The organism is Gloeocapsa sp. PCC 7428 (assembly GCF_000317555.1).
In the GTDB taxonomy this organism is placed as follows: domain Bacteria; phylum Cyanobacteriota; class Cyanobacteriia; order Cyanobacteriales; family Chroococcidiopsidaceae; genus Chroogloeocystis.
In genome coordinates this window covers 4,036,184-4,061,703 of sequence record NC_019745.1, presented here as the reverse complement: position 1 = coordinate 4,061,703, position 25,520 = coordinate 4,036,184, and the positions used below count along the sequence as shown (strand labels likewise).

General features: G+C 43.0%; 24 protein-coding genes. 18 read left to right on the top strand and 6 right to left on the bottom strand.

All coding sequences use genetic code 11. The annotated features are described in order from the left end of the window. Positions 1–18 precede the first annotated feature (18 nt). Both GLO7428_RS17930 and GLO7428_RS17925 read right to left on the bottom strand, forming a co-directional pair. A complete protein-coding gene (locus GLO7428_RS17930; RefSeq protein WP_015189987.1) occupies positions 19–705 on the bottom strand; it encodes a hypothetical protein in 687 nt (228 codons plus the stop codon). A gap of 308 nt (positions 706–1,013) precedes the next feature. Beyond that, positions 1,014–2,315, bottom strand: coding sequence for an ankyrin repeat domain-containing protein (locus tag GLO7428_RS17925; RefSeq protein ID WP_015189986.1), 1,302 nt, complete (start codon positions 2,313–2,315; stop codon positions 1,014–1,016). Positions 2,316–2,482: 167 nt separating this feature from the next. On the opposite strand from GLO7428_RS17925, the gene GLO7428_RS17920 reads away from it, so the two are divergent. After that, positions 2,483–2,947 carry a DUF4079 domain-containing protein gene (locus GLO7428_RS17920; RefSeq protein ID WP_015189985.1) on the top strand — a complete coding sequence of 155 codons (465 nt, stop codon included), beginning with the start codon at positions 2,483–2,485 and terminating at the stop codon, positions 2,945–2,947. Positions 2,948–3,198: 251 nt separating this feature from the next. Here GLO7428_RS17920 and GLO7428_RS17915 read toward each other — a convergent pair whose 3' ends face one another. Next, entirely contained in the window at positions 3,199–3,867 is a 669-nt protein-coding gene (locus GLO7428_RS17915; protein ID WP_015189984.1) for a DUF1997 domain-containing protein, read from the bottom strand. A gap of 168 nt (positions 3,868–4,035) precedes the next feature. Here GLO7428_RS17915 and GLO7428_RS17910 point away from each other — a divergent pair, with 168 nt between their 5' ends. Both GLO7428_RS17910 and GLO7428_RS17905 read left to right on the top strand, forming a co-directional pair. Continuing rightward, a complete protein-coding gene (locus GLO7428_RS17910; RefSeq protein WP_015189983.1) occupies positions 4,036–4,695 on the top strand; it encodes an NAD(P)H-binding protein in 660 nt (219 codons plus the stop codon). Positions 4,696–4,804: 109 nt separating this feature from the next. Then, on the top strand, positions 4,805–5,449 hold the full coding sequence (locus tag GLO7428_RS17905; protein WP_015189982.1) for a glycoside hydrolase family protein: 645 nt from the start codon (positions 4,805–4,807) through the stop codon (positions 5,447–5,449). 131 nt (positions 5,450–5,580) lie between these two features. On the opposite strand, the gene psbA is transcribed toward GLO7428_RS17905, so the two are convergent. Continuing rightward, positions 5,581–6,663 (bottom strand): photosystem II q(b) protein, encoded by a 1,083-nt coding sequence (gene psbA / locus GLO7428_RS17900; protein WP_015188022.1) that lies wholly within the window; start codon positions 6,661–6,663, stop codon positions 5,581–5,583. Between the two features lie 272 nt (positions 6,664–6,935). Here psbA and GLO7428_RS17895 point away from each other — a divergent pair, with 272 nt between their 5' ends. From GLO7428_RS17895 to GLO7428_RS28605, 3 genes are all read left to right on the top strand, one after another. Next, positions 6,936–7,172, top strand: coding sequence for a hypothetical protein (locus GLO7428_RS17895; protein ID WP_015189981.1), 237 nt, complete (start codon positions 6,936–6,938; stop codon positions 7,170–7,172). Between the two features lie 101 nt (positions 7,173–7,273). Beyond that, positions 7,274–10,351 (top strand): phosphoenolpyruvate carboxylase, encoded by a 3,078-nt coding sequence (gene ppc / locus GLO7428_RS17890; RefSeq protein ID WP_015189980.1) that lies wholly within the window; start codon positions 7,274–7,276, stop codon positions 10,349–10,351. Beyond that, entirely contained in the window at positions 10,351–10,962 is a 612-nt protein-coding gene (locus GLO7428_RS28605) for a hypothetical protein (RefSeq protein ID WP_015189979.1), read from the top strand. Before ppc ends, GLO7428_RS28605 begins: the two co-directional genes overlap by 1 nt. 143 nt (positions 10,963–11,105) lie before the next feature. Here GLO7428_RS28605 and GLO7428_RS17880 read toward each other — a convergent pair whose 3' ends face one another. Continuing rightward, entirely contained in the window at positions 11,106–11,492 is a 387-nt protein-coding gene (locus GLO7428_RS17880) for a hypothetical protein (protein ID WP_041918687.1), read from the bottom strand. A 170-nt stretch (positions 11,493–11,662) separates the two neighbouring features. Here GLO7428_RS17880 and GLO7428_RS17875 point away from each other — a divergent pair, with 170 nt between their 5' ends. The 6 genes from GLO7428_RS17875 to GLO7428_RS17850 all read left to right on the top strand — a co-directional run bounded on the left by GLO7428_RS17875 (position 11,663) and on the right by GLO7428_RS17850 (position 16,074). Continuing rightward, complete coding sequence (locus GLO7428_RS17875; protein WP_015189976.1) at positions 11,663–11,959, top strand: DUF4090 family protein; 297 nt, start codon at positions 11,663–11,665, stop codon at positions 11,957–11,959. Between the two features lie 109 nt (positions 11,960–12,068). Beyond that, positions 12,069–13,232, top strand: a complete 1,164-nt coding sequence (gene carA, locus GLO7428_RS17870; RefSeq protein WP_015189975.1) for a glutamine-hydrolyzing carbamoyl-phosphate synthase small subunit — start codon at positions 12,069–12,071, stop codon at positions 13,230–13,232. Positions 13,233–13,363: 131 nt separating this feature from the next. Continuing rightward, on the top strand, positions 13,364–13,714 hold the full coding sequence (locus tag GLO7428_RS17865) for an STAS domain-containing protein (protein WP_051038450.1): 351 nt from the start codon (positions 13,364–13,366) through the stop codon (positions 13,712–13,714). 519 nt (positions 13,715–14,233) lie between these two features. Beyond that, the gene (locus GLO7428_RS17860) at positions 14,234–14,635 is read left to right on the top strand and encodes a Mini-ribonuclease 3 (RefSeq protein WP_196797628.1); all 402 of its coding nucleotides are present in this window, start codon (positions 14,234–14,236) and stop codon (positions 14,633–14,635) included. A gap of 93 nt (positions 14,636–14,728) precedes the next feature. Then, a complete protein-coding gene (gene rlmB, locus GLO7428_RS17855) occupies positions 14,729–15,670 on the top strand; it encodes a 23S rRNA (guanosine(2251)-2'-O)-methyltransferase RlmB (protein ID WP_015189972.1) in 942 nt (313 codons plus the stop codon). Between the two features lie 86 nt (positions 15,671–15,756). After that, positions 15,757–16,074, top strand: coding sequence for a DUF1816 domain-containing protein (locus tag GLO7428_RS17850; RefSeq protein ID WP_015189971.1), 318 nt, complete (start codon positions 15,757–15,759; stop codon positions 16,072–16,074). A 175-nt stretch (positions 16,075–16,249) separates the two neighbouring features. Here GLO7428_RS17850 and GLO7428_RS17845 read toward each other — a convergent pair whose 3' ends face one another. Beyond that, the gene (locus GLO7428_RS17845; RefSeq protein ID WP_015189970.1) at positions 16,250–17,098 is read right to left on the bottom strand and encodes an alpha/beta fold hydrolase; all 849 of its coding nucleotides are present in this window, start codon (positions 17,096–17,098) and stop codon (positions 16,250–16,252) included. A gap of 175 nt (positions 17,099–17,273) precedes the next feature. Between GLO7428_RS17845 and gatA the strand changes: the two genes are divergently transcribed. The 6 genes from gatA (at position 17,274) to GLO7428_RS17820 (ending at position 25,013) form a co-directional block, all read left to right on the top strand. Further along, positions 17,274–18,725, top strand: coding sequence for an Asp-tRNA(Asn)/Glu-tRNA(Gln) amidotransferase subunit GatA (gatA, locus tag GLO7428_RS17840; protein WP_015189969.1), 1,452 nt, complete (start codon positions 17,274–17,276; stop codon positions 18,723–18,725). A gap of 80 nt (positions 18,726–18,805) precedes the next feature. Next, entirely contained in the window at positions 18,806–19,687 is an 882-nt protein-coding gene (locus GLO7428_RS17835) for an alpha/beta hydrolase (protein WP_015189968.1), read from the top strand. 18 nt (positions 19,688–19,705) lie between these two features. Then, positions 19,706–20,347 carry a Uma2 family endonuclease gene (locus GLO7428_RS17830; protein ID WP_015189967.1) on the top strand — a complete coding sequence of 214 codons (642 nt, stop codon included), beginning with the start codon at positions 19,706–19,708 and terminating at the stop codon, positions 20,345–20,347. A 57-nt stretch (positions 20,348–20,404) separates the two neighbouring features. Further along, the gene (locus GLO7428_RS28600; protein ID WP_051038449.1) at positions 20,405–20,599 is read left to right on the top strand and encodes a Type 1 glutamine amidotransferase-like domain-containing protein; all 195 of its coding nucleotides are present in this window, start codon (positions 20,405–20,407) and stop codon (positions 20,597–20,599) included. Further along, entirely contained in the window at positions 20,548–20,832 is a 285-nt protein-coding gene (locus GLO7428_RS27415; RefSeq protein WP_196797386.1) for a hypothetical protein, read from the top strand. The genes GLO7428_RS28600 and GLO7428_RS27415 overlap by 52 nt, the downstream gene beginning before the upstream one ends. A 620-nt stretch (positions 20,833–21,452) precedes the next feature. Next, the gene (locus GLO7428_RS17820; protein WP_015189966.1) at positions 21,453–25,013 is read left to right on the top strand and encodes a DNA polymerase III subunit alpha; all 3,561 of its coding nucleotides are present in this window, start codon (positions 21,453–21,455) and stop codon (positions 25,011–25,013) included. Positions 25,014–25,520: the final 507 nt, after the last annotated feature.

Sequence of the window (25,520 nt, the reverse complement as noted above, 5' to 3'; positions counted from 1 at the left end):
AATCTTTATATTATGAATCTAGTCAATATTAAATACCTGAAAAATACGTTGGTAGGCAGTTTGTGCAAGTTCTTCATATTCCTGCCGTTCTTCAGGGCTAAAGCTTGTAATAACCTGCATTCCACGATCTTCAAACATTAGCTCCAGCTTTCCGTTATCAAAGAAAAACATTTCGCCACTATGAGTTCGTAGTATAGCTTTAACTTTCCTACGCTCAAACCAAATATTTAAACCATCTCCAAGGTCAGTTAGAAATTCTGCTGCTTTTACCGGCTGACCGTCAGTTGTGCAAATGCTATAAGTAATATCGCCTTCTACTTTGATATTTTCTACACACTCTGCGGTAAGTGCATCTAATAACTTGAGTCGTGAATCAAATAAATTTTGGGGAGTTGTTGTATCAATATTTGCGGTTAAAGACTCGTCATCACCGATAATGCAATCATCAGGAATACCATCTGCATCATAGTCAATTCGATAGTCATTATGACGCCCATCATTATCACAATCAATAGCGTGACCGATAACTGTTCCCGCTTTTGTAGTCATTGATTGTAAGTTAATAGAACTATCAACAGCAACTGCTGTCGGTGCAGTAGCTCCTATAGAGATTGGGGAAGATTTTAATGATTGAGATTTCTGACAGGAAACAAATAATGTTACTAATGTAATAAATACTAGACTTTGTAGCTGTCTTTTTAACATATAAATTTGTCAATTTTATCGTGTTTGATGCTAGCTTTTCATATTGGCAGAAAACAGTTAGCTTGCGGAAAAATGCAGCTATGCAAGTATGCTAGGTAATTATGAGTTATCTTAATGCAGCTTACAGTCGATGCAGCAGGTGGAAAATACTGGATATTTACTAGATTGTTGCAATAAATAGGAGATTTATGCACCTGAAAAGCAAATCAGGCTAAGAAGTGGTGTATTGTATCTCTTTTCGCCACGCACACAAAGTATGACGAAGAGATGCTTTTTATAAGAGAATCATTAATCATCCTACGATAGGATTATTCTTCCGCACCAGCGGCTTTGAGCGATCGCACAACATTCTTATACCCATTGAATTCTGCAAGCATCAAAGCTGTGTAACCTGCGGTATTTTTCAACGTGACATCTGCCCCTGCTTGAAGTAGTATTTCTACAGCATCGGTAAAACCTCGGTGTGCTGCCCACATCAAAGCGGTAGCATGATATTTGTCTTGCAGATTCACCTTTGCTCCTGATTTGAGTAAGCACTCGATGACCTCAACACAATTGCGATCGCCAGCTTTCATCAATGCCGTTTTGCCGTCATCGGCGGGTAAGTTTGGATCAGCGCCATAATCGAGTAACAACTGCACTGTGTCAGCGTGTCCTTGAGTCGCGGCAAGTGTTAGCGGCGTTTCACCTAAGTTTTTAATATTCAATATATCTTTATCTATGTTGCGTGCTTGCGCTAACAACGCAGTAACAATAGCGCGATGTCCATGTAATGCTGCAACCATTAAAGGTGTATCGCCTAAAGAATTTCTCGCTTCAACATCAGCACCACGACTTAGCAAGAGTTGGACGACTTCAGTATGTCCTTCAACAACGGCTAGATGTAGCGGTGTTTCGCCGTCTTGGTCTTTGGCATTAATTTCAGCGCCAGCAGCGAGTAATGCAGTTGCGATCGCCGTGTATCCCCCTGCGGCGGCGGCGGCTAACGGACTACCACCATCAATATTTTTAAAATTTGCATCTGCTCCTGCGTGTAATAGTGCTTCTACAACCTCCGTTGCACCAATATCGACAGCTTGCATGAGTATTGTTTCGCCTTGTTCATCTTGGAGATTGACATCGAGTGTTCCAGATGCTATTAGCACTTGAATAACATCAACGTGCTGTTGCTGCACAGCCAACTTGAGCGCAGTATCATCATCGCGATCGCGAATATCAGCTTTGGCACCTGCGTTAAGAAACACGCGGACTATATTCGCATGACCTTTGAGCGCAGCGATCATCAGGGCGGTGCTACCATCCTCATTAATCGCATTTACATTTGCGCCGTGGGCTAGTAGCGTTTCTACGATATCAAGGTGATTTGCTGCTGCGGCTAACATCAGTGGCGTCAAACTATAAAGCTTTCTTTGGCGATTAACGTCAGCCCCGTTTGCAAGTAACAATCGGACAATTTCGGTATAGCCGCGTTGAGCAGCAAACATCAAGGCGGTTGTACCGTCGCCATCACTAGCGTTCACACTTGCACCCGCGCTCAGCAGTGCGTGGATTTGTCGAATGTCACCACATTTAACTGCCTTGAGTAATGAGATGTCTTTCGTCACACCCATATTCAAGCATCATCTCATCGAAAGCATAGCTAGTTTATCGCTAAATGCCACTTTTGAGTAGATGAACTTACGATACTACTACATCATTGGGATAAATTACTCATTGGTCAAATTTATAAAACAACTTATGCTAAGTTTTATCAAGTTTATTAACAGAAGAGAACACGATGGAACTTTCACAAGACGTAAAATTTTGGCTAAATTTCATTCACCCTGTTTTGATGTGGGGTTTACTCGCAGCTTCATTTTATGCGCTGTATTTGGGCGTACAAGTCAGACGCACGCGCTACGCCGAGGGTGACGTCAAAAAAGAGTTAATTAAAGGCAGATACAACGTTAAACATTATCAAATTGGCTCGGTCATCTTAGCGCTGATGGTATTAGGGACACTTGCTGCGATGGGTGTTACCTATATCAACAATCAAAAGCTGTTTCTTGGACCTCACCTATTAGTCGGATTAGGCATGACAGGTATGATTGCAGTCTCCGCGAGTCTCTCACCGTTCATGCAAAAAGGTCAGAACTGGGCGCGTTACACCCACATTGTCTTAAATTCTGCTCTACTCGCTTTATTCAGTTGGCAAGCAGTAAGCGGCGTACAAATTATCCAAAATATCCTTAGCAAGCGATAATATCATCTTTGGTTAAATAACTTGACTATCGGTATCGTTGCTAGTGGTTAGTGGTTAGTTGCTAGCCGCTAGTCGCATTCACTCTCCATTTGAATTATCAGTAAATAACGAGATTTGAGATAAGTGGAAGCTGATTATCTTTAAGACTTGTATCCACAAGATGAATGAGTAGGGTTGACATAAACATCATTTTGTGGAGAGGGTAAGATTGAGCATTTGCTGATTGCCACCAAAACAATTAATAGCTCACTTCAACTTGTCCGCTTTGACTTGGTGGGGATAGGTAAACCTAATGACTTGTGAAAATCTTCTTGCACCTTGTGTGTCAAACGACGCGAGACTTGTTTGACAATACTATTGAGTAGGCGATCGCCTGTATTTTGAACAAGTGATTTTGGTAAACGTTGAATAAACTTTGGAAAGTGAACCGCAACTGCTAGATCCAACTCCCATTCTACGCGTGTAATTTTCCCTGCAACGACTTCGGGAGTAGCGGCTGTTTCGACAAGTTCCATCACGGCATGGAAGTCTACATCATAGCCAGGAGCAATGTAGTTTGGGACTGGAATTGTCTTAATTCGATAAATTCCTTCGTCTGGTGGCAAAAGTTCCAAGCCGACTTTAGGTTCTACTTCATAACCAAACGAGCCGATCCGACCAATTGTCAAGGCGTAGGCGTTTTCCTTAACCGATTCTACTTTCATTGGCTGAGCGCAGCGACAAAACCAGCCCTGATGAGCATCAAGGTAATTGGCAACGGCATCGGCAGGGGCATACATTTCCATGCAGTCTGTAAACTTTCCATGGAAGCGTGTCGGTGAATCAGTATGTGAATAGTCACTTTCTGCTAGCGTTGCGGGTGCATCCCAATGCACTTGTCCATTTCTAGTAGATTTATATTCACCATTGCTCGACAGCATAAACGCATCCTTTGTAATTTGACTTATCTATTTAGGATTCCCAAGTCAGTCTTAGAGTTTCTCTGCCATTGTGCAGCTTATATCAAGGTTCATCAAATCTACAATTGAGATTGAGAGTTAGTTAAACTTACTTGAGAATTTGTTCGTTTATTCAGCATAAGCTTTAAAATGAAAGCATTTGTAGCAGGGGCAACAGGCGAGACAGGTCGCAGAATTGTCCAAGAGTTAGTCAAAAAAAACATTCCTGTACGCGCTTTGGTTCGGAATATCGATTCAGCCAAAGCTATCTTACCCGCCGAAGCTGAGTTGGTTGTTGGCGATGTATTGCAGCCAGATACTCTCCGTGCTGCGATAGGAGACAGCACTGTATTACTCTGTGCAACGGGAGCTAAACCAAGTTTTGACCCCACAGGACCTTACAAAGTAGACTACGAAGGAACAAAAAATTTAGTTGATATTGCTAAGACTAAAGGCATAGAGCATTTTGTTTTTGTTTCTTCCTTATGTACTTCTCAACTGTTTCATCCGCTGAATTTGTTTTGGTTGATCTTAGTGTGGAAAAAGCAGGCGGAGGAGTATCTACAAAAAAGTGGTCTTACCTATACTATCGTCCGACCAGGCGGTTTGAAAAATGACGACAACTCTAATCCTATAGTTATGTCGGCTGCGGATACGCTATTTGATGGTAGTATTCCACGCACCAAAGTCGCACAGGTATGCGTTGAGGCGCTATTTAATCCTGAATCAAAAAATAAAATTGTGGAAATTGTCGCTAAGCCAGAAGCATCAGCAAAAAGTTTTCAAGAACTGTTTGCGAGTGTAGGCTGAAGCGATCGCGTGAAATTTGAGGAACATTGAGCCAGCAAGCTTTCTCTGAATGTAATGTAAGGGCAGTAAAAGCTGCCCTACAATTTCTTTGTGTTGATTTTTCGTGCAAATGCGTAAGTCTTGGAAACGTTTGATTGCCAGCGGTACGGCGGTTTTAGCGCTAGCTTATTTAGTACATCATCGACAGCCAGGAGCGAGGCGATCGCCTCATTTTGATTCCACAGTAGGTTATCTTCCACCATTAGTCATGGACGGTGGCGATCCCTACATTCGTGCTTTAATGCGTACAATATCGGCAAGCGAATCTAATCACCCTCAACCCTACACGATTCTTTATGGAGGGCAACACGTTAAAGACCTGAGCGGTCATCCAGAAAAATGTATCACAATTGTCGTAGGTCCAAATCGGGGTAACTGTTCTACCGCAGCAGGTCGATACCAAATGCTCAACACAACATGGAAAGAAAAAGCCCAACGGTATCATCCACAACCACCAGGCTTGATGTTTTGGCGGTCATACAGCTTTGAGCCAGAATTTCAAGATGCTGTGGTTTATGCTTGGTTAAGCGATCGCCAAGCTTGGGGAACAGATATTGCCACATTACTACGTCAAGGAAACCTAGACCGCGTACTTAAGCTTCTCTCTAATACTTGGACAAGCCTGGGCTACGGAATTGAAGACAATGTAATGACGCAACATTTACCTCAGGTGTATCAAAAAATGCTGCAAGAAGAACTAAAAGCTGTTGGATAGTACAGCAGAAGTTAGAGTTCAGGGGTCAGAGTTATTCTGAATGCAAGGTAAGCTAATCTACTTGGCTCTTCTAATCAACTAAAAAGCGCCCCCGCGAGGGAGGCGCTTTTCAATTAATTGAGAGCTAAAGTTTAGCCATTGATGCTCGGAGCAGTTAAAGCAACAGGAGTCGCTTCACCAGCAGCCAAGTCGAGAGGGAAGTTATGAGCATTACGCTCGTGCATGACTTCCATACCCAAGTTCGCACGGTTGAGGACGTCTGCCCAGGTACCGATGACGCGACCTTGCGAGTCAATCACCGACTGGTTGAAGTTGAACCCGTTGAGGTTGAACGCCATTGTGCTGATGCCCAACGAGGTGAACCAGATGCCAATCACTGGCCATGCGGCTAAGAAGAAGTGCAACGAACGGCTGTTGTTGAACGAAGCGTATTGGAAGATTAAGCGTCCAAAGTATCCGTGTGCCGCTACGATGTTGTATGTCTCTTCTTCTTGTCCGAATTTGTAGCCGTAGTTTTGGCTTTCGCTTTCGGTTGTTTCACGCACTAACGAACTGGTCACGAGTGAACCGTGCATCGCACTGAAGAGTGCACCACCGAATACGCCTGCTACTCCTAACTGGTGGAATGGGTGCATCAGGATGTTGTGCTCGGCTTGGAACACTAACATGAAGTTGAATGTGCCGCTGATGCCGAGGGGCATGCCATCGCTGAATGAACCTTGTCCGATTGGGTAGATCAAGAAGACTGCGGTTGCTGCTGCTACTGGTGCTGAGTAGGCTACGGCAATCCATGGCCGCATTCCTAAACGGTAGGATAATTCCCACTCGCGTCCCATGTAGCAGAATACGCCGATCAAGAAGTGGAAGATGACTAATTGGTATGGTCCACCGTTGTATAGCCACTCATCTAATGATGCTGCTTCCCAGATTGGGTAGAAGTGTAACCCAATTGCGTTTGACGACGGAACGACTGCTCCGGTGATGATGTTGTTGCCGTAGATTAATGACCCTGCTACTGGTTCTCTAATGCCGTCGATGTCTACGGGGGGGGCGGCGATAAATGCAATGATGAAGCAGGTTGTTGCTGCTAGTAATGTCGGGATCATCAATACGCCGAACCAGCCTACGTATAGACGGTTATCGGTTGATGTTACCCAGTTGCAAAACCGCTCCCACAATCCGGCGCTTTCGCGTCTTTGTAGCGTTGTTGTCATACTTTTATGATTGCTTTTTGTAACTACAAGTGAGTTATGGGAAGATAATCAGACAAACTTATTTTGCCTGTGTTTACACTTTACATTACTTTACTTAATTTAATCTATATCAAAAGGATTAAATTGTTAAATAAAGGTTATAAGCTTACTTTATAAACTGATGAAATTTTGTACGGGTGTGCAGTTTCATTATTCGCAGCGATTTTGAGTTCTACAGAATGAAAGCTCCATGAGAGCATAACGAGAAAAATTAATTAGGGATGCGAGCAAATATGACACTTCAGCGTCAGGGTAAAAAAGAGCAGGAAATTGATTTATTCTTTATCAGTCTTAGACCTAAAGTTTTGTTACAAATTAGCACTGGACCAATGTTATTGGCGATGTTAGGTGCTAGAGCTTACTCAGAATTGATTCAGTCGATCGGACAATCAGCCGAAGAAATTTTACGCGGCGATCGCTTACCAGTACTACCCTTTCCAGAGCCGCAGAAGATAGAGCAAATTGAGTAAGCGCATAAGTTAATCCCAAAGTTTGTTGTTTGTGCAACCACTTGAGGGGAATTTACCTCATAGAATTATTTATATTCCTGGCTTTATTTAGAACAGACACTATGAGTTCGCTCATCAACCTATCCTCTGATGAGGCACTGACTGTGCCTTCACCACTAGATTTATTTCTCCGGCAACGCCTTGAGTTGGTAGAGGACTTATGGGAGTCTGTGCTTAAACAAGATTGTGGTCAAGAATTAGTCAATCTTCTGGGTCAGCTGCGCGATCTGTGTTCTCCAGAAGGACAAGCGACAAACGACCAAGCAGCAGAAGTGACTAAGTTGATTGCGCAACTCGATCTCAACGAAGCAATTCGAGCCGCGCGCGCCTTTGCTTTGTATTTTCAGCTGATTAATATTGTTGAGCAACATTACGAACAGCGACTGCAACTCGCGCGTTCATCGCAGCATACGGCACTTAGTAAACAAGTAACATCAGCAAACGGTCAGTTGCTTGACTCCGAGACAGCGCTCAATGGGCAACCTGGGGCGGAAATGCTAGAGAAAAGCTGGCAAGCAATTCAATCTGACAATCAGAAATATAGTACCTTTCACGCCTTATTTCCTCATTTGAAAGAGCAGAATGTCCCGCCTCAGCAAATCCAGCGCCTAATTGATCAGTTGGATGTGCGCATGGTCTTTACCGCACACCCAACCGAAATCGTGCGCCCGACGATTCGCGAAAAACAGCGGCGCATGGCAAAGTTACTCCAGAGGTTGGATCAGCTAGAGGAAAAGCAAGGATTTCTTAACAAGACAACTTCTTGGGAAGCCGCACAACTACGCGAACAGCTTACCGAAGAAATCCGCCTATGGTGGCGAACAGATGAGTTGCATCAGTTCAAACCTACAGTGTTAGATGAGGTAGAGTATGCATTGCACTACTTCCAAGAAGTTTTATTCAATGAGATTCCCCAACTACATCAACGATTTAAACACGCACTTTCTAGTTCTTTTCCCCGACTAAATGCACCAAAGCATGATTTCTGCAAATTTGGTTCGTGGGTAGGAGCAGATCGTGACGGAAATCCTTCAGTAACTTCTCAAGTAACCTGGCAAACAGCTTGCTATCAACGTCAAATGGTGCTGGAGAAGTATATTCAGTCAGTGAAGCACTTGATTACTTTATTAAGCTTGTCGCTACACTGGAGCGATGTCTTGCCAGAATTACTCGAATCGCTGGAGCAAGATCAATCGCAAATGAATGATGTTTATGACGCACTCGCACTACGATATCGACAAGAACCATATCGCCTAAAATTATCTTATCTACTCAAACGCTTAGAGAATACACGCGATCGCAACAGTCGTTTATCTAATCGCGATTTACGACAACGCGAAATCATCGAAACCGAAAGCGATTTCCGTGAAATTTACCGCTCTAGTGCCGATTTTTTAGCAGAATTGCGGTTAATTCAGCGTAATTTAGAAGCGACGGGTTTAAGTTGCCGCGAATTAGAAAATTTGATTTGTCAGGTCGAAATTTATGACTTCAACTTGGCGCATCTCGATATTCGCCAAGAGTCATCGCGCCATGCTGACGTGTTAGAAGAGATTCTACAGTATTTGCAAATTGTACCGCGTTCCTACAAAGAATTATCGGAAGCTGAGCGCGTCGCCTGGTTAGTATCAGAACTTCAAACACGTCGCCCGCTTATTCCCGCAGAATTACCTTTTAGTCCGCAGACAACCGAGGTTATCGAAACATTTCGGGTTGTGCGATCGCTACAGCAAGAATTTGGTTCTAGCATTTGCCAAACTTACATTATCAGCATGAGTCACGAAGTCAGTGACCTGCTTGAAGTATTGCTCCTTGCTAAGGAAGCAGGCTTATACGATCCCGCAACGGGGACAAGCACCTTACAAGTTGTGCCATTGTTTGAAACTGTCGAAGATTTACTTCGAGCGCCAAGGGTAATGCAACAACTGTTTGAACTACCCTTGTATCGCGCCTTACTTGCAGGCGGCTATCATGCGCACTCAGCAGAAAACTCGTCAACTAACACGACACCACCCCCGCCTCCTTCAACACTGACGCCGAATCTTCAAGAGGTGATGCTAGGGTATTCTGACAGTAATAAAGATTCAGGCTTTTTAAGCAGTAACTGGGAAATTCACAAAGCGCAAAAAGCACTTCAGCAAATTGCCGAACAATTTGGTTTACAGTTACGCATCTTTCACGGACGCGGTGGCTCGGTTGGTCGTGGTGGTGGTCCAGCTTATGAAGCTATTTTAGCGCAGCCTGGTCACAGCATTAACGGTAGAATCAAGATTACAGAACAAGGAGAAGTTCTCGCTTCCAAGTATTCTTTACCTGAACTTGCGGTTTACAATTTGGAAACGATTACAACTGCCGTTGTCCAAGCAAGTTTATTGCGGACTGGATTTGACAATATTCAACCTTGGAACGAAATTATTGAAGAAATCGCCGCGCGATCGCGTAGTCATTATCGCGCTTTAATTTACGAGCAACCAGACTTTATCGACTTTTTCCATCAAGTTACACCCATCGACGAGATCAGCCAGTTGCAAATTAGCTCTCGACCCGCGCGCCGCCAAGGTGGTAAAAAAGACCTAAGTTCGTTACGCGCAATTCCCTGGGTGTTTAGCTGGACACAAAGCCGTTTTCTTCTACCTGCATGGTACGGCGTAGGAACTGCGTTGCAAGAATTTGTCAACGAAGAACCCGAAGAACATCTTAAGCTGCTGCGCTATTTCTACCTCAAATGGCCTTTCTTTAAAATGGCAATTTCTAAAGTCGAAATGACTTTAGCAAAAGTAGATTTGCAAATGGCAAAGCACTACGTACAGGAATTATCACAACCTGAAGACTTGGCTCGCTTTGAAAAACTATTTGAGCAAATTGCTAATGAATTCTACCTCACGCGAGATTTAGTATTAACCATCACCGGTCATAAACGCCTTCTAGATGGCGATCCGGTTCTGCAAAAGTCCGTTCAATTACGCAATGGAACAATTGTCCCCTTGGGCTTTTTACAAGTTTCTTTGCTCAAGCGGCTACGTCAATGCAACAACACAACGTCAGGCGTTATCCACTCGCGCTATAGCAAGGGGGAATTACTCCGTGGCGCGTTGCTTACAATTAATGGTATTGCTGCTGGTATGCGGAATACTGGTTAATGAGCAAATTTTGGCAACCAAAACGAGTTCTAGCTTGTACTTTAATCGCGCTGACATCTGGAATTGTCAGTGCTTATATTGGCAGTCAAATCAGCCTGAAAGTTCAAAGTCAAAAATGCCAAAATCAACCTTGGGGCTTAGAAACTGCGTGTCAGGCTTGGGTAGCTCCAGGAGCAGTTTGGCAAGGTGGTACGACAGGACTTTATTTAGGAACGCTGCTCGGTGGCATTGTTAGCATTTTGGGAACGATTAAAGGGTTTACCACAAAAGAAGCAGATAGTCAAGAAAAAATAGCTGACAATTTGGCATTATTTGCTGATGAATTAGAATTAACACCTACTCAAAGAGTCGTACTACAGCGTTTTTTAATATTAGTCACATTAAAATTAGCAGCATCTAGCCAAACAACTTCTCAGGAAGATACAACATTGTCAGTAGAAGAGTTGCAACAACTGCTGGCGATCGCAAAGCACAAGCAACTACTAGAACGCAGTTTGACTTCAGAGCAAATTGCTCAGTTATTAAAAGAAATCGGCATTTGCTCAGATACACGCAGAGAATCTCCTTTTAGGATTGCTACGCATATCCCTGGTCAAACTCAAGACAACTAGTTAAAACAGTACATTCGGCATTTTTAGATAGCAACTCTACAGAATTTTGTTTATATAACAAGCCACAGCGTAGAGCAATGTGAAGTATGGGCATTGGCATGAAAACTGCTAGAGTAGAGTTTTTAGCAATATACTTAAATACATTATCCATCGGTCGAAGCCGTGGGAATTTGTAAATTCTCCCACGTTTTCCAACTATTACTTTCTGTATCAAAACATCGCCAAGTAGCAAGCGCACTATCTTGGTAGCAAATCAGAACTCGCCTACTTGCAGGATAACTTGAAGAAAAGCACTCGCTAAACTGCTGTAGAGGATACGTTTTGCGGCTAAGGCGTTTAGCAACTGCTTGATTGGGACATTCGATGAGCAAAGCAGTTTTTCCGCCGATTCGAGTGAGTGAAAAAATGCACATTCTCAAAATTGCCCGCAGCCAACTTTCAGAGTAATCAAAATATTCATCTATTAGTTTCCCAGTAAACGCTTTTTGTAGCGATCGGTCTTGGGAATCGGGAACAGGAAACTCAGACATAGAAAAAGTGTTGTGAGGGTACATAGTTGGCTAGAGGTTAGATCAAAAGCTTTAGTAGTTGCAAGTGTTTGAATACCCAATTTTGCGAAAAAATACGACTATTTATATGTTTTGTTGCATAAGCAATCGCACTTGGTAAAATGCAACCGTAGCTGTTATGACCACAAACGATGAATTCACAAAATTCTCCGCAAACAACAGGCGCAGATGCTGTCGATGTAGCGATCGCCGCAGGAAAAGATTTCGATGGGACTCCGATTCCGCCTGCCAAACTAGAACTGTATCGCCAAGTAATGGAACTAGAAGCAGGCAGACAACGTAGCGGTGTTTCCAATACAATGCGATCGCGAATCGTGCGGATTGGCGCGAAACACATTCCGCAGGAAAAACTGAATCAAATGCTCATTGATGCTGACTTTGCACCGCTCAAAGACAAAGAAATTGCGTTTTATTACGGTGCGCAGTAGTAAGAGAAGTGTGGAAATGCGATCGCATTCTTACATAGTCATACCAAGACACAATTGACTCGTGGCATAATGACCCTGATGCCAGTCAAAGCCTTGAGATTAATTGCTTATGTCCCTATTTAACGCTAAACCAGCGCTGCTTGTCCTTGCAGATGGAACTGCTTATCGTGGTTTTTCGTTCGGCGCTACCGGAACCACTATTGGGGAAGTTGTTTTCAATACTGGCATGACAGGCTATCAAGAAGTCTTAACAGACCCCAGTTATTACGGACAAATCGTTGTCTTTACCTATCCTGAACTCGGTAACACAGGCGTAAATCCCGACGATGAAGAATCGCATAAACCGCAAATCCGAGGTGCAGTAACGCGCAACATCTGCTACAAACCGAGCAATTGGCGTTCTACAGCTAGCTTGCCAGATTACCTCACACAGCACAACATTCCAGGCATTTATGGAATTGATACTCGCGCGCTCACTCGTAAAATTCGGGCTTTAGGTGCCATGAATGGCGGAATTTCCACCGAAATTCTTGATGAAGCTGAGTTACTAGAGCAAGTCACCGCAGCGCCTAGTATGAAAGGCTTGAATCTAGTGCGTGAGGTGACAACTGCTAATGTTTACGAATGGTCAGACCCCACAACGGCGATCTGGGAATTTAAACCAGTTAATCAAGACAATGTCGCAGAACCTTTGACGGTTGTTGCGATTGATTTTGGGGTGAAGCGTAACATTCTTCGCCGCTTAGCAAGTTATGGATGCCGGATCATTGTTGTGCCTGTCAACACTCCTCCAGAAGAAATTCTCAAATACAACCCTGATGGAATTTTTCTCTCTAATGGTCCTGGCGACCCCGCACCCGTTACCGAAGGAATCGAAACAACCAAAGCACTCCTAGCGAGTCAAAAGCCAATGTTTGGCATTTGTATGGGACATCAAATTTTAGGTCACGCGCTTGGCGCAGAAACGTTTAAGCTTAAGTTTGGGCATCGCGGTCTTAACCAACCCGCTGGTTTAAAGCAGCGAGTCGAAATCACGAGTCAAAACCACAGTTTTGCGATCGATGCCAATTCTTTACCAGATGCGGATATTGAGATTACTCACCTCAACCTCAACGATTCGACGGTTGCAGGGCTGCGACATAAATCACTACCGCTATTTTCAGTGCAGTATCACCCAGAAGCTAGCCCTGGTCCTCATGACGCGGATTATTTATTTGAGCAGTTTGTACAATTGATGCGCGAAGCCAAACAGGGATCAGCGACAAAGCGTTAGTCTTTTTGAATCCTCAATTTCTGTCTCATGATAGTAGACAAGACCTCAAAAAACACTCTATACTTGAGCCTCGACTTTAAACATCTTAGTTAGCGTAGCAAGAGGAGGGTATTATTGCTGAGCCACTAAATATCACGGTTAGTTTGAGAGGAACTCGTGAAGTACGGGACAATTATCAGTTGTTTCGATTTACAGGGTTGTTAGATGCTTTTTCTGAACCAACCTTTCGTAAGGTAATTGGCAAATGTATCGATGAGGGACCCAAAAATGTTATTTTGGATCTTTCTCAAATCGACTTTGTTGATAGCTCAGGTCTAGGGGCACTAGTGCAACTTGCAAAACAAGCACAAAATGCTGGTGGCACTTCACAAATCGTGACTAACGCCCGCGTGACTCAAACAGTTAAGCTAGTTCGGTTAGAGCAGTTTCTCTCGCTGCGTCCTTCAGTCGAAGTCGCGCTAGAAAACGTTAAACAGTCATGATCTGGCAACAGAAACAAGGCTAATATAGCTATCCGGTTGTATCATCTGGGTAGCTTGATTTTTGTTTATAGAAATGTTTATTAAAGCTGGACGAATGAATTCGCTGCTAACTAAACCGTGTCTACCTCTGTGGAGGCGATTAGAAAAATCCTACTTTTAGTGTGCCGCCGTGCGCAGGTTTAGGCAGCCCCGACTTTAGTCGGAGGGCTGTTATTAAGGTGTGCGAAGCTATTCCAGCATTCGTACAAGTCGGTTGAAAGGATCTAGATATATCTTTAAGAATGCTCGCTAACTAACAGCTAATTACTATTACCTTCATTTATTTGGATGTGGGGATCGAGGATAATAAGAAGCTACCAAAACTGAAATGGGTAGTTTTGCCAAATTCATAACGGCGAAATTTATTTTCTCACCATCAATCTAGATAGAAGGATCATCTCAATTGTGAACCCAAAGGAGGAAGAGCTACTTGATCGCTCATTTATAATAGAAGACGAACTAACTCTTAAGTTAGAGCAACTGCTACCAACCTTGGCTGAAGATTTATTACAGCTACAGCAAGCTTCTCCAAGCGCTTTGGCATATTTAGGAGATGCAGTTTATGAGCTTTACATTAGGCGTTATTACTTACTGCCACCCAAGCGATCGCAGGTTTATCATCGATTAGTAGTGGCACAGGTAAGAGCAGAAGCACAAGCATCACATTTGCGATCGCTCACTCCTTACCTTACCAGTACTGAATTAGATATAGTCCGTCGTGGTCGGAATGCGACAACGAAGCCGCCAAAGCGTATCGAACCTGAAATTTATCAACAAGCATCGAGTTTAGAAACCTTAGTCGGCTACCTATTTCTCACTGACTGTCAGCGTTTGGCTCAGTTATTACACAAGCTAGACTTTGAGCAAAATCAAAATGAGTGATGGAAATTGTCTTTCTATACCGAAATAGCTGGAATTCTCAGTTAGATTCGAGTAGTAGGGATGCCCAAAAGAATTTAACACTTCAACTATTAAATGGCTAACAAACCACAAAAATTTAGATCTACGGGCGGGGCAAAGCGCGACAAGCCAGTCAAAATTAGAGAAAGCTCTAAACCTTTGCTCAAATCTCCCAATCAGGGTCGCACTGCACGAGCAAGACCTACAGTGAATCATGCTGTTGGTAACACAAATTTACAAAATTTAACAGAAGACAACGATCTCATTTACGGTCGTCACCCTGTTCTAGCTGCTTTGGAGAGTCAAAGACATCTGAATCGAATTTGGATTACTTCGCGGTTGCGCTACGATCCCCGCTTTCATTCTTTGATTTCACAAGCAAAAGAAAAAGGAACAGTTATCGATGAAGTTGAACCTAAGCGTTTAGATCAAATCACGCATCATGCAAATCACCAAGGGATCGCTGCACAAATTGCACCTTATGCGTATAGCGATCTTGGTGAATTAATTGAGCAAGCAAAAGCGATCGCTGAATCACCTGTTATTGTGGCAGCTGAAGGTATTACCGATCCCCACAATTTGGGAGCGATTATTCGCACAGCTGAAGCGATTGGAGCGCAGGGGCTTGTCATCCCGCAAAGACGAGCAGCCGGAATCACATCGAGTGTTATGAAAGCCGCCGCTGGTGCTTTGGAAAAATTTCCTGTCGCCAGAGTAGTTAACTTCAGCCGTGCTTTAGAAGAACTCAAGGAGGCAGGATTTTGGATTTATGGTACAGCCGCAACCGCAAGCCAACCGCTGCATACAGTCCAATTTACAGGACCAGTTGTGTTAGTGATTGGTGCTGAGGGTGAAGGGTTAAGCTTGTTAACACAACGTTGCTGTGACGTGTTAGTGTCAATTCCACTTTTGGGTGATACTCCTAGCTTAAATGCCTCAGTCGCAGCCGGAATGGCTTTGTATGAAATTTTTCGCCAACGTTGGTTAAATATGCTTCATTTAGAAAAATTAAAATAAGATAATTTGAAAAAAGAAGCGTAACAGAGTATAACAAAGTGTGAAGTATTTAGAAGCAGTAGCAGACCGCGTCACATCTGTAACCAATGGACAAAACAGCAAATATGAAAACATTTTGGGATAGTTTTAAAGAAGTTTTAACTAATCTCTTTCACAGCTTTGGCTGGGCTTGGTGGGTAGAAATTGTTACACAAAATCCGCGCTGCACGTACTACTTCGGTCCTTTCTTGAGCGTTAAAGAAGCAAACGCTGCCAAGGCGGGATATATTGAGGATTTAGAGCAAGAAGGTGCACAAGGAATCATTGTAAAAGTCAAGCGTTGCAAACCTAAAAATTTGACAGTTGCTGACGACTTGGGAATGGTTCAACCTAAGGCCACACCCATATTTAGCGGTCAGATGTAAAAGCAAGCAAAGTTATACTGTTTCACTAAATGAGAACTACAATTAATTTCTCCTCTGCTCCTGAAGCTGCCTATTTGTAGCAACTTTAAAGTGAAACGGTATTAGGGGCGTTTGGTGCCAAAGAGGAAAAATCAGTAAAATCTCCTCTAAGCACTCATCGCTCGCAACCAGCAACTTACTCATGCTTGACGATCGCTGGATACTGAGCAATCCACGCGTCAATATCGCTTAGTACCTGCTGGGGAATCTCCCACGGGAAAAGATGCGCGGTATTGGGATAGCATTGCCATTGACAGTTTTTCAAGTACCGAGCAGTTTCGTGACTTGATTGGGCGGTGATATGGCGATCGCGCTCTCCGGCTAGCATCAAGCTCGGACACGTAATCTTGTGTAAATCGGTGAGGCGGTTGTAACCCGATCGCAGCGCTGTATTCAACGCACGCTGTGCAGCCGCAGAAGTTTGCAGGTACGCAGCAATCGCATCAGTAGCAAGATAGCGATAGGCAGTCGGCGAATGTTGTTGAATGAGGTAGCGATAGAGCGATCGCTTGCCAAAAGTCTCAATATTCCACTGCCAACTTGGTTGTAACCAATTCAAAACAGACGCTACACCAGTATACACATTATCTTGCCAGCTAATCGGCGGATGATTACCTGTGGGACGCGCTGCGGTGGCGACGAGGATTAACCCGCTCACGCGATCGGGCAATTTAAGCGCGAGTTCCATCGCCAAAATTCCGCCCAACGACCAGCCGAGGACTAAGCAGCGCTGAATTTTCAAGCTATCTATCAGTGCTTCTAAGTCGAGCAAGTGATCGTTCATTGTAAAATTTTGTTGTGTGCGACTGCTACCATAGCCGCGTAAATCGGGGGCGATCGTCCAGAAGCGCTGCGATAAATGGTTCGTAAACACCGACAGACTACGCCCAGATCCTGGATGACCGTGTAAGCAAAGGATGGGAAAGCCGTGTCCTTGAATATGAACGTTGAGGTTGACAGGTTGAACAGTTTGAGGTAGAGACACTCGATAAAAATAAGCCGTAGTATATTTTTACTATAAGACTTATGTTGCTAGTGGGAAATGGTAATTGGTAATTGGTAAAAGAAATCATTACCAAGCAAAACAATAATTTGAGTCACTTTTACATAAGTCCTGAATTAAACTAAATAATCTGGATTACAAGTCAAAGGAGCAAACAATGGCATCCATCCGCGAGTTGCACCAACAACTGGTGAGCAAAGAACGCTCTGCGGTTGAAATTACTCAAGAAGCCTTGCAGCGCATCGCAGCATTAGAGCCGAAATTACATAGCTTCTTATCTGTGACCGCAGATACAGCGCTAGCACAGGCGCAAGCAGTGGATGCCAAAATCGCTGCGGGAGAGGAAATAGGGCTACTCGCAGGAATTCCGATTGGCATCAAAGACAATATGTGTACCAAGGGAATTCGGACAACGTGTGCTTCTAAAATTTTGGAGAACTTTGTACCACCGTACGAATCAACCGTGACGCAAAAGCTAGCCGATGCAGGTACTGTCATGGTGGGCAAAACGAATTTAGATGAATTCGCAATGGGCAGTTCTACGGAAAATTCAGCATTTCAAGTCACTGCCAATCCTTGGGATTTAGAACGCGTTCCTGGTGGTTCTTCTGGTGGTTCGGCGGCGGCAGTAGCAGCGCAAGAGTGTGTTGTTGCCTTAGGTTCTGATACCGGCGGTTCGATTCGTCAACCTGCGTCGTTTTGTGGCGTTGTTGGCATGAAACCGACTTACGGGTTAGTTTCGCGTTACGGTTTAGTCGCGTTTGCTTCATCGTTGGATCAAATTGGACCATTTGGGCGTACTGTAGAAGATGCCGCAATTTTACTGGGTGCGATCGCCGGATACGATCCCAAAGATTCGACAAGTCTTAAAGTCGAAGTCCCAGACTATACGCGATCGCTCAAACCCGACGTTAAAAACCTCCGCATCGGTATTATCAAAGAAACTTTTGGTGAGGGCTTAGATCCTGCTGTTGAACAAGCAGTCACTAAAGCGATCGAACAACTTAAAGATTTAGGCGCAGAAGTTCAAGAAATTTCCTGTCCTCGTTTTCGCTACGGGCTACCAACTTATTACATCATTGCGCCTTCGGAAGCTTCGGCAAACTTAGCGCGTTACGACGGTGTGAAATACGGCTTCCGCACGCCAGATGCTGAAAATCTCCTGTCGATGTATAACCGGACTCGTGCTGCTGGCTTTGGAACCGAAGTCAAACGGCGGATTATGGTAGGAACTTACACGCTGTCGGCGGGTTATTATGATGCGTATTATTTAAAGGCGCAAAAAGTTCGCACGCTGATTAAGCAAGACTTTGAAAACGCGTTTGCCAATGTTGATGTTTTGGTATGTCCGACTGTACCAACAACCGCATTTAAGGCGGGAGAAAAGACGGACGATCCCCTGAGTATGTATTTAACTGACTTGATGACAATCACCGTCAATCTGGCTGGCTTACCAGGAATGAGTATTCCCTGTGGATTTGATGACAAAGGTTTACCGATCGGATTGCAGTTGATTGGCAACGTATTGCGCGAAGATTTGCTATTTCAAGTCGCGTATGCTTATGAACAGGCGACAGAATGGCATAAAAAGACTCCGAAGTTGACATAGCGAGAACGTCAGTATAGTGATGCGCAGCTTGGAGTTTTTATCATAAAGTTGTGCATCCGTACACGTGTAGAAGGATATCCATGCTCAACAAATTATCATTGAGGTGGCTGCTGAGTGCTGGGCTAATTGTGGCACTTTTTTATATCGGGATCAGCATATATCTCTTTTTCCAGCAAACTCGCTTCATTTTTTTTCCTTCACCCGTTATTCAAACGACACCAGAGTTTTTTAATCTCCGCTATCAGGAAGTGTGGCTACCTGTCACTACAACCACAGGGCAAACTGAACGCATTCATAGTTGGTGGATTCCTGCGACACAATCTAACGGAAGAGTTCTACTGTATTTACACGGCAACGGTATCAATATTGGTGCAAATGTTGCTCACGCCCATCGGTTTCACCAGATGGGTTTTTCAGTACTCCTCATCGATTATCGCGGCTATGGTCGTAGTGAAGGGGCTTTTCCTTCTGAAATGAGTGTTTACCAAGATGCTGCGGTGGCGTGGGATTATCTCGTTAATCAACGACAAATTGATCCGAGTCAGATTTTTATTTATGGGCATTCTTTAGGGGGTGCGATCGCCATTCACTTAGCACTACAACAGCCCAACGCCGCCGGATTGATTGTCGAAAGTTCGTTTACTTCGATCCGTGCCATGATCGATTTCCAACGTGCCTACCGCATATTTCCCGTCGATCTGATTTTACGCCAGCGCTTCGACTCGATGAGTAAAGTAAACGCATTACAAATCCCTGTTCTATTCATTCATGGAACTGCGGATTGGCAAGTTCCCGCGCAAATGAGCGAACAACTCTACGCTGCTGCACCCGAACCGAAGCAATTAATTTTAATTCCTGGTGCGGGACACAATAATGTCGCAGAAGTTGCAGGTTCTAAATATTTTCAAGTCGTGCAAAACTTTGTTCGACAAGTTTCAATTCAACAGATGGCGGAACGCTGAAACATATGGAGGTAAACAATGCAACTACAACTGAATCAGCTAGATGTGAAGCCAGGGCAAAGAGTCCTACTACGAAATATTAGCTGGAGTGAGTTTGAGCAAATTTTGGATGAGTTAGGCAACGCGCGTGCCTCCCGACTTGCCTACTACAAAGGAATACTAGAAATTATGGTACCACTGGCTGAACATGAAGATAGCAAAATTCTTATCAGTAACCTAGTTGAGATTTTACTAGAAGAACTCGATGTTGAATTTAGAAATCTCGGTTCTACTACCTTTAAACGTCGGGATATGGCGAGTGGTGTAGAACCTGATGCTTGCTTTTATATTCAACATGAAGCAGCAATTAGAGGTAAAAGTAAAATTGATGCTAACTTCGATCCACCGCCTGACTTAGCCATTGAAATTGATATTACAAGTGCTTCCGAAATCAAGAAAAGTAGCTATGAAGCTTTAGGCGTTCCTGAATTATGGATTTATGACGGGCGATCGCTACAAATATACCTACTGCAAAATCATCAGTATGTTGCAACGAACCAAAGTCAGATTTTTCCTAACTTACCAATTATAGAAGTCATTCCCCAATACGTTGCCGAAAGTCAAATTCAGGGAAGAAACGCCGCCGTTAAGGCTTTTCGCGCTTGGGTGCAACAGTTGTGATTTATGTGAGGCGATCGCGCATCATGTCACGCCGACAAATTATAGCAATGGGCGGTGGTGGTTTCTCGATGGGAACTCGACAAAATCCTCAAAGAAGCATGGGAAAGTGGTGTCATCCTTGCTGGCTTAAGTGCAGGTTCGATTTGCTGGTTTGAGCAAGGGGTTACTGATTCGCTTCCTGGAGAATTAACGGTGTTACCTTGCCTTGGCTGGCTTGGGGTAGCAATTGCCCGCATTATGATGGAGAATTAGAAAGAAGACCTGCTTACCATCGTTTACTATCACTAGGAAAAATTAGTGATGGATACGCCGCAGATGATGGCGTGGTGCTGCATTTTATTGAAAATAGACTAGAGCAGATTGTTAGTTCTCGTCCCTATGCAAAAGCTTATCGATTGCAAAGGATAGAAGACGGAATTCAAGAAACTCCTTTAGAAACAGTATACTTGGGTGCTGAATCAGCCAAAAATCAGAAGGCTACATGATATATGCCCAAGAAAGTTAGAGAAATAAAAACAATATTGTTAAAAGCAGGGTTTATATACAAACCTACAAAAGTAGCCATATTAAGTGGATACATTCACAATTATCTCAGTCAATAAAGCAGGTAAAGATAGCGATGATCCAAAAAGATATTTAGAAATACAAGTTGAGCAAGCTATTAATTAATCAAAACAAATAAGCGAAAAGGAGATAGAAGAATGAAATACACTATTATTTAGTGATCCGACGAGGATCAATGTTTTGTTGTCATCCTACCTGAATTTAAAGATGTTATGCAGCCAGTCACTCACAGAGACGCCTATGAAGAAGTGCTAAAAAATGCTCAATAAGTTTTAGATCTTTTAGTAGAATCAGCAGTAGAAGATGGTGAAATTTTGCCAGAACCTTTAACTGTAGGAAAATTGTTTCAGGTGGCTTGAATTACTTGTAAGAGTAGGCAGGAGCAAATTGGTAGTAGGAAGTTGTGTAGTTTATGCAAGTAAGAAATACCCTAAAATAAATATAAGCTATAAAAAATTGGCAGCGAAATTATTTACCAATTACCCATTACCTATCACCAGAATTAACAGAAATTAATTCAAAACTACTATTTATAAAGTTTATGTCTTTTGTTGGTTTACATATTCATAGTGATTACAGCTTACTCGATGGTGCAAGTCAAATACCTGCACTTATTGAACGAGCCAATGAGTTAGGAATGAAAGCGATCGCACTTACCGATCACGGTGTCATGTATGGTGCGATCGAACTGATTAAAATTTGCCGGAACAAGAATGTTAAGCCAATTATCGGCAACGAAATGTATGTCATTAATGGAGATATTGAGGAGAAGAAGCGTCGTCCTCGCTATCACCAAGTTGTTTTAGCAAAAAATACAAAAGGTTACAAAAATCTTGTTAAATTAACAACAATTTCGCACTTGAAAGGTGTTCAGGGAAAAGGTATTTTTTCGCGTCCTTGTGTAAACAAAGAACTCTTAAAAGAATACCATGAAGGATTAATTGTTACGAGTGCTTGTTTAGGTGGAGAAGTTCCGCAAGCAATTCTTCAAGGTCGATTAGATATTGCGCGGAAAGTCGCACAAGAATATAAAGATATATTCGGTGATGATTATTATTTAGAAATTCAAGATCACGGTTCGCAAGAAGACCGAATTGTTAATGTTGAAATTGTTAAAATTGCGCGAGAATTAGGTATTAAATTTATTGCGACAAACGATTCGCACTATATTTCCTGTTTTGATGTAGAAGCGCATGACGCCTTGTTGTGCATTCAAACAGGGAAACTGATTGCAGAAGATAACCGAATGCGCTACAGCGGGACAGAATATCTCAAATCAGCAGAGGAGATGAGTCAACTGTTTCGCGATCATTTATCCGATGATGTCATTCAAGAAGCGATCGCAACTACGGTAGAAATTGCCGACAAGGTTGAACCTTATCATATTATGGGCGAACCGCGCATTCCTAACTATCCGGTTCCCGCAGGACATACCGCCGATACTTTTCTAGAAGAAGTTGTCTGGGAGGGAATGCTAGATCGTTTAAGAAAGCGATCGCGTAGTGAAATTGAGCCAATATATAAAGAAAGGTTGGATTATGAACTCAAAATGATCCAACAAATGGGTTTTTCTACTTATTTTTTAGTTGTTTGGGACTACATTAAATACGCCAGAGATCATCAAATTCCGGTTGGTCCTGGGCGGGGTTCGGCTGCTGGTTCTTTAGTTGCTTATGCTTTAAGAATTACAAACATTGACCCCGTGCATCATGGATTGTTATTTGAGCGATTTTTGAATCCTGAACGCAAATCAATGCCTGATATTGATACAGATTTCTGTATCGAAAGACGCGATGAAGTTATCGAATATGTAACACAAAAATACGGAACAGAGCGAGTTGCCCAAATTATTACTTTCAACCGTCTGACTTCCAAAGCCGTTTTAAAAGACGTGGCGCGGGTATTAGATATTCCCTATGGTGAAGCCGATCGCATGGCGAAGCTTATTCCTGTTGTACGCGGTAAACCAACTAAACTTTCTGTGATGATTTCTGATGCAACTCCAGCACCAGAATTCAAAGAGAAATATGAAAACGATCCTAAAGTCCGCCACTGGGTTGATATGGCGATTCGGATTGAAGGAACTAATAAAACCTTTGGCGTTCACGCTGCGGGAGTTGTCATTTCTTCTGAACCTTTAGATGAGATTGTCCCGTTACAAAGAAACAACGATGGTTCAGTGATTACCCAGTATTTCATGGAGGATTTGGAATCGCTGGGATTACTGAAAATGGACTTTTTGGGATTGAAGAATTTAACGCTTATTCAAAAAACTGTCGAATTAATTAAACAAAATCAAAATATTGAGATTGACCCCGACTACCTACCCTTGGAAGAAAGGAAAGTTCAAAAAATCTTAGCCAAGGGCGAAGTCAAAAAAATGCCGCAAGAAGTAGAAAAAACTTATAAAGTTCTCGAAGAAGGCGAACTAGAAGGAATTTTTCAGCTTGAATCTTCAGGAATGCGGCAAATTGTTCGCGATTTGAAGCCTTCTTGTATCGAAGATATTTCTTCAATCTTGGCATTGTATCGCCCTGGTCCCCTTGATGCTGGACTGATTCCCAAATTTATTAACCGCAAGCACGGTCGCGAAGAAATAGAATACATTCATCCGCTGTTAGAGCCAATTTTAAACGAAACTTATGCGGTTTTGGTGTATCAAGAACAAATCATGAAAATGGCTCAAGATTTGGCAGGATATTCGTTAGGACAAGCAGATTTGTTACGCCGCGCTATGGGTAAAAAGAAAGTTTCTGAGATGCAAAAACATCGGGAAGCTTTTGTTGATGGTGCAGCTAAAAATGGTGTCAGAAAACAAGTTGCCGAAGACTTATTTGACCAAATGGTTAAGTTCGCTGAATACTGTTTTAATAAGTCGCATTCAACGGCTTATGGTTATGTCACCTATCAAACCGCATATTTAAAAGCGAATTATCCTGTAGAGTATATGGCAGCACTACTGACGGCGAACAGTGGTGATACCGATAAAATCCAAAAATATCTTTCTACGTGTCTGAATATGAATATTCAGATCGAACCGCCAGATATTAATCGCTCTGGAGTCGATTTTACACCAGTAGCCGGCAAAATTTTATTTGGCTTATCAGCCGTGCGAAATGTCGGACAAAATGCGATCGCATCCATTTTAGAAGCCCGCGACAAGAAAGGCGAATTTCAATCGCTAGCTGATTTGTGCGATCGCGTCGATTTACGCGCTGTTAACCGTCGTACTTTAGAAGCTTTGATTCATTGTGGTGCGTTTGACAAACTCGAAGCGAATCGCAAGCAACTGATTGAAGATCTTGAGTTGGTCATTGACTGGGCGCAATCGCGGGCTAAAGATCGTGCTAGTGGTCAAGTCAATTTATTCGATTGGAGTGGGATAGCGAATAATGACGATCGCACTAACTATGAATTAGCACCCAAAGCCCCGCCTGTAGCAGACTACCCGCCCATGGAAAAACTGCGATGGGAAAAAGAACTTCTTGGTTTTTATGTCTCGGATCATCCGTTAAAGTCGCTGCGATCGCGTACGCGACTGTTGTCACCCATCAATTTATCGCAACTCGCCGATCAACGCGATAATACTTTACTCTGTGCGGTCGTGATGTTGACTAATATCAAACCAGTGGTCACGAAAAAAGGCGATCGCATGGCAATTTTACAAATTGAAGATTTAACCGGACAAACCGAAGCCGTTGTCTTCCCCAAAGCTTATGAACGAATCGGCGCATCACTTGTTGCAGATGCCAGAATGGTTGTCTGGGGTAAAGTAGACCGCCGCGATGACCAAATCCAGCTGATTGTAGAAGATGCTGAACCGATTGAGACAGTGCAGTTAGTTATGGTAGAACTCGATCCTCAGCAAGCTGCAACGCTTGATTATCAACACCGCTTAAAAAGTATCTTACAAGAACAGCTAGGTGAAAAAGACAAAGCAAAAATTCCGGTTCTAGCGTCGGTGAAATTGGGCGATCGCAGTCAATTAGTACGCTTTGGGCGACAGTTTTGGGTACAAAATAGCCAAGCAACTGTAGAAATGCTCAAAACAGCCAGCTTTTCTGCTTATACTCAACCAATTGCCAGTCAACAACATTCGTAATTGTGCCTTCATAGTGCTTGATCAGACTAAGGGTTAAGGAGTTGAATTTTAGCGATTCTCTCAATTTCAGCGTGTATCAGCCGAGGAATTTCTTGCGCAGATAATCAGCTTAGAATCTGTCATCTGGATGTAGAGATTGCCCATCGATTTGATCTGATTTAACTCTCAGAAAATATAAATATTTTGTAAAAACATCTCATCTTTGCGATATATTTATTACAAGAAAACTCACTAAAGTAAGTAATTCTACTGAGACAATGTAAAGAAAACGTGATGATACTAAGTATTAAGCCACCAGAGCATGAAGATTCGATAAAGATTTGCCAAATAAAACAGAATATTTCGCCGAAATTGTGAAGATTTGGTGAAGATTTCCGTAATTGTACGTGCTTTACGCTTTGCGCAGAGGAGTATCCGCGTAAAAATACTACGTATGCCCTATCGGGTTATGTGAAATTAGGAATAGCTTTGGCTTTGCTGACCACAAATGGATTCAAAATGAAACAT

Excerpts from the sequence above, each read along its gene's own strand:
- gatA (WP_015189969.1), top strand. The coding sequence starts at position 17,274 with ATGGCATCCATCCGCGAGTTGCACCAACAACTGGTGAGCAAAGAACGC.
- GLO7428_RS17920 (WP_015189985.1), top strand. The coding sequence starts at position 2,483 with ATGGAACTTTCACAAGACGTAAAATTTTGGCTAAATTTCATTCACCCT.
- GLO7428_RS17875 (WP_015189976.1), top strand. The coding sequence starts at position 11,663 with ATGAATTCACAAAATTCTCCGCAAACAACAGGCGCAGATGCTGTCGAT.
- GLO7428_RS17910 (WP_015189983.1), top strand. The coding sequence starts at position 4,036 with ATGAAAGCATTTGTAGCAGGGGCAACAGGCGAGACAGGTCGCAGAATT.
- GLO7428_RS17925 (WP_015189986.1), bottom strand. The coding sequence starts at position 2,315 with ATGGGTGTGACGAAAGACATCTCATTACTCAAGGCAGTTAAATGTGGT.
- rlmB (WP_015189972.1), top strand. The coding sequence starts at position 14,729 with ATGGCTAACAAACCACAAAAATTTAGATCTACGGGCGGGGCAAAGCGC.
- GLO7428_RS28605 (WP_015189979.1), top strand. The coding sequence starts at position 10,351 with ATGAGCAAATTTTGGCAACCAAAACGAGTTCTAGCTTGTACTTTAATC.
- GLO7428_RS17835 (WP_015189968.1), top strand. The coding sequence starts at position 18,806 with ATGCTCAACAAATTATCATTGAGGTGGCTGCTGAGTGCTGGGCTAATT.
- GLO7428_RS17850 (WP_015189971.1), top strand. The coding sequence starts at position 15,757 with ATGGACAAAACAGCAAATATGAAAACATTTTGGGATAGTTTTAAAGAA.
- GLO7428_RS17830 (WP_015189967.1), top strand. The coding sequence starts at position 19,706 with ATGCAACTACAACTGAATCAGCTAGATGTGAAGCCAGGGCAAAGAGTC.
- GLO7428_RS17895 (WP_015189981.1), top strand. The coding sequence starts at position 6,936 with ATGACACTTCAGCGTCAGGGTAAAAAAGAGCAGGAAATTGATTTATTC.
- GLO7428_RS17820 (WP_015189966.1), top strand. The coding sequence starts at position 21,453 with ATGTCTTTTGTTGGTTTACATATTCATAGTGATTACAGCTTACTCGAT.
- GLO7428_RS17905 (WP_015189982.1), top strand. The coding sequence starts at position 4,805 with ATGCGTAAGTCTTGGAAACGTTTGATTGCCAGCGGTACGGCGGTTTTA.
- GLO7428_RS17930 (WP_015189987.1), bottom strand. The coding sequence starts at position 705 with ATGTTAAAAAGACAGCTACAAAGTCTAGTATTTATTACATTAGTAACA.
- psbA (WP_015188022.1), bottom strand. The coding sequence starts at position 6,663 with ATGACAACAACGCTACAAAGACGCGAAAGCGCCGGATTGTGGGAGCGG.
- GLO7428_RS17880 (WP_041918687.1), bottom strand. The coding sequence starts at position 11,492 with ATGTCTGAGTTTCCTGTTCCCGATTCCCAAGACCGATCGCTACAAAAA.
- ppc (WP_015189980.1), top strand. The coding sequence starts at position 7,274 with ATGAGTTCGCTCATCAACCTATCCTCTGATGAGGCACTGACTGTGCCT.
- GLO7428_RS17915 (WP_015189984.1), bottom strand. The coding sequence starts at position 3,867 with ATGCTGTCGAGCAATGGTGAATATAAATCTACTAGAAATGGACAAGTG.
- carA (WP_015189975.1), top strand. The coding sequence starts at position 12,069 with ATGTCCCTATTTAACGCTAAACCAGCGCTGCTTGTCCTTGCAGATGGA.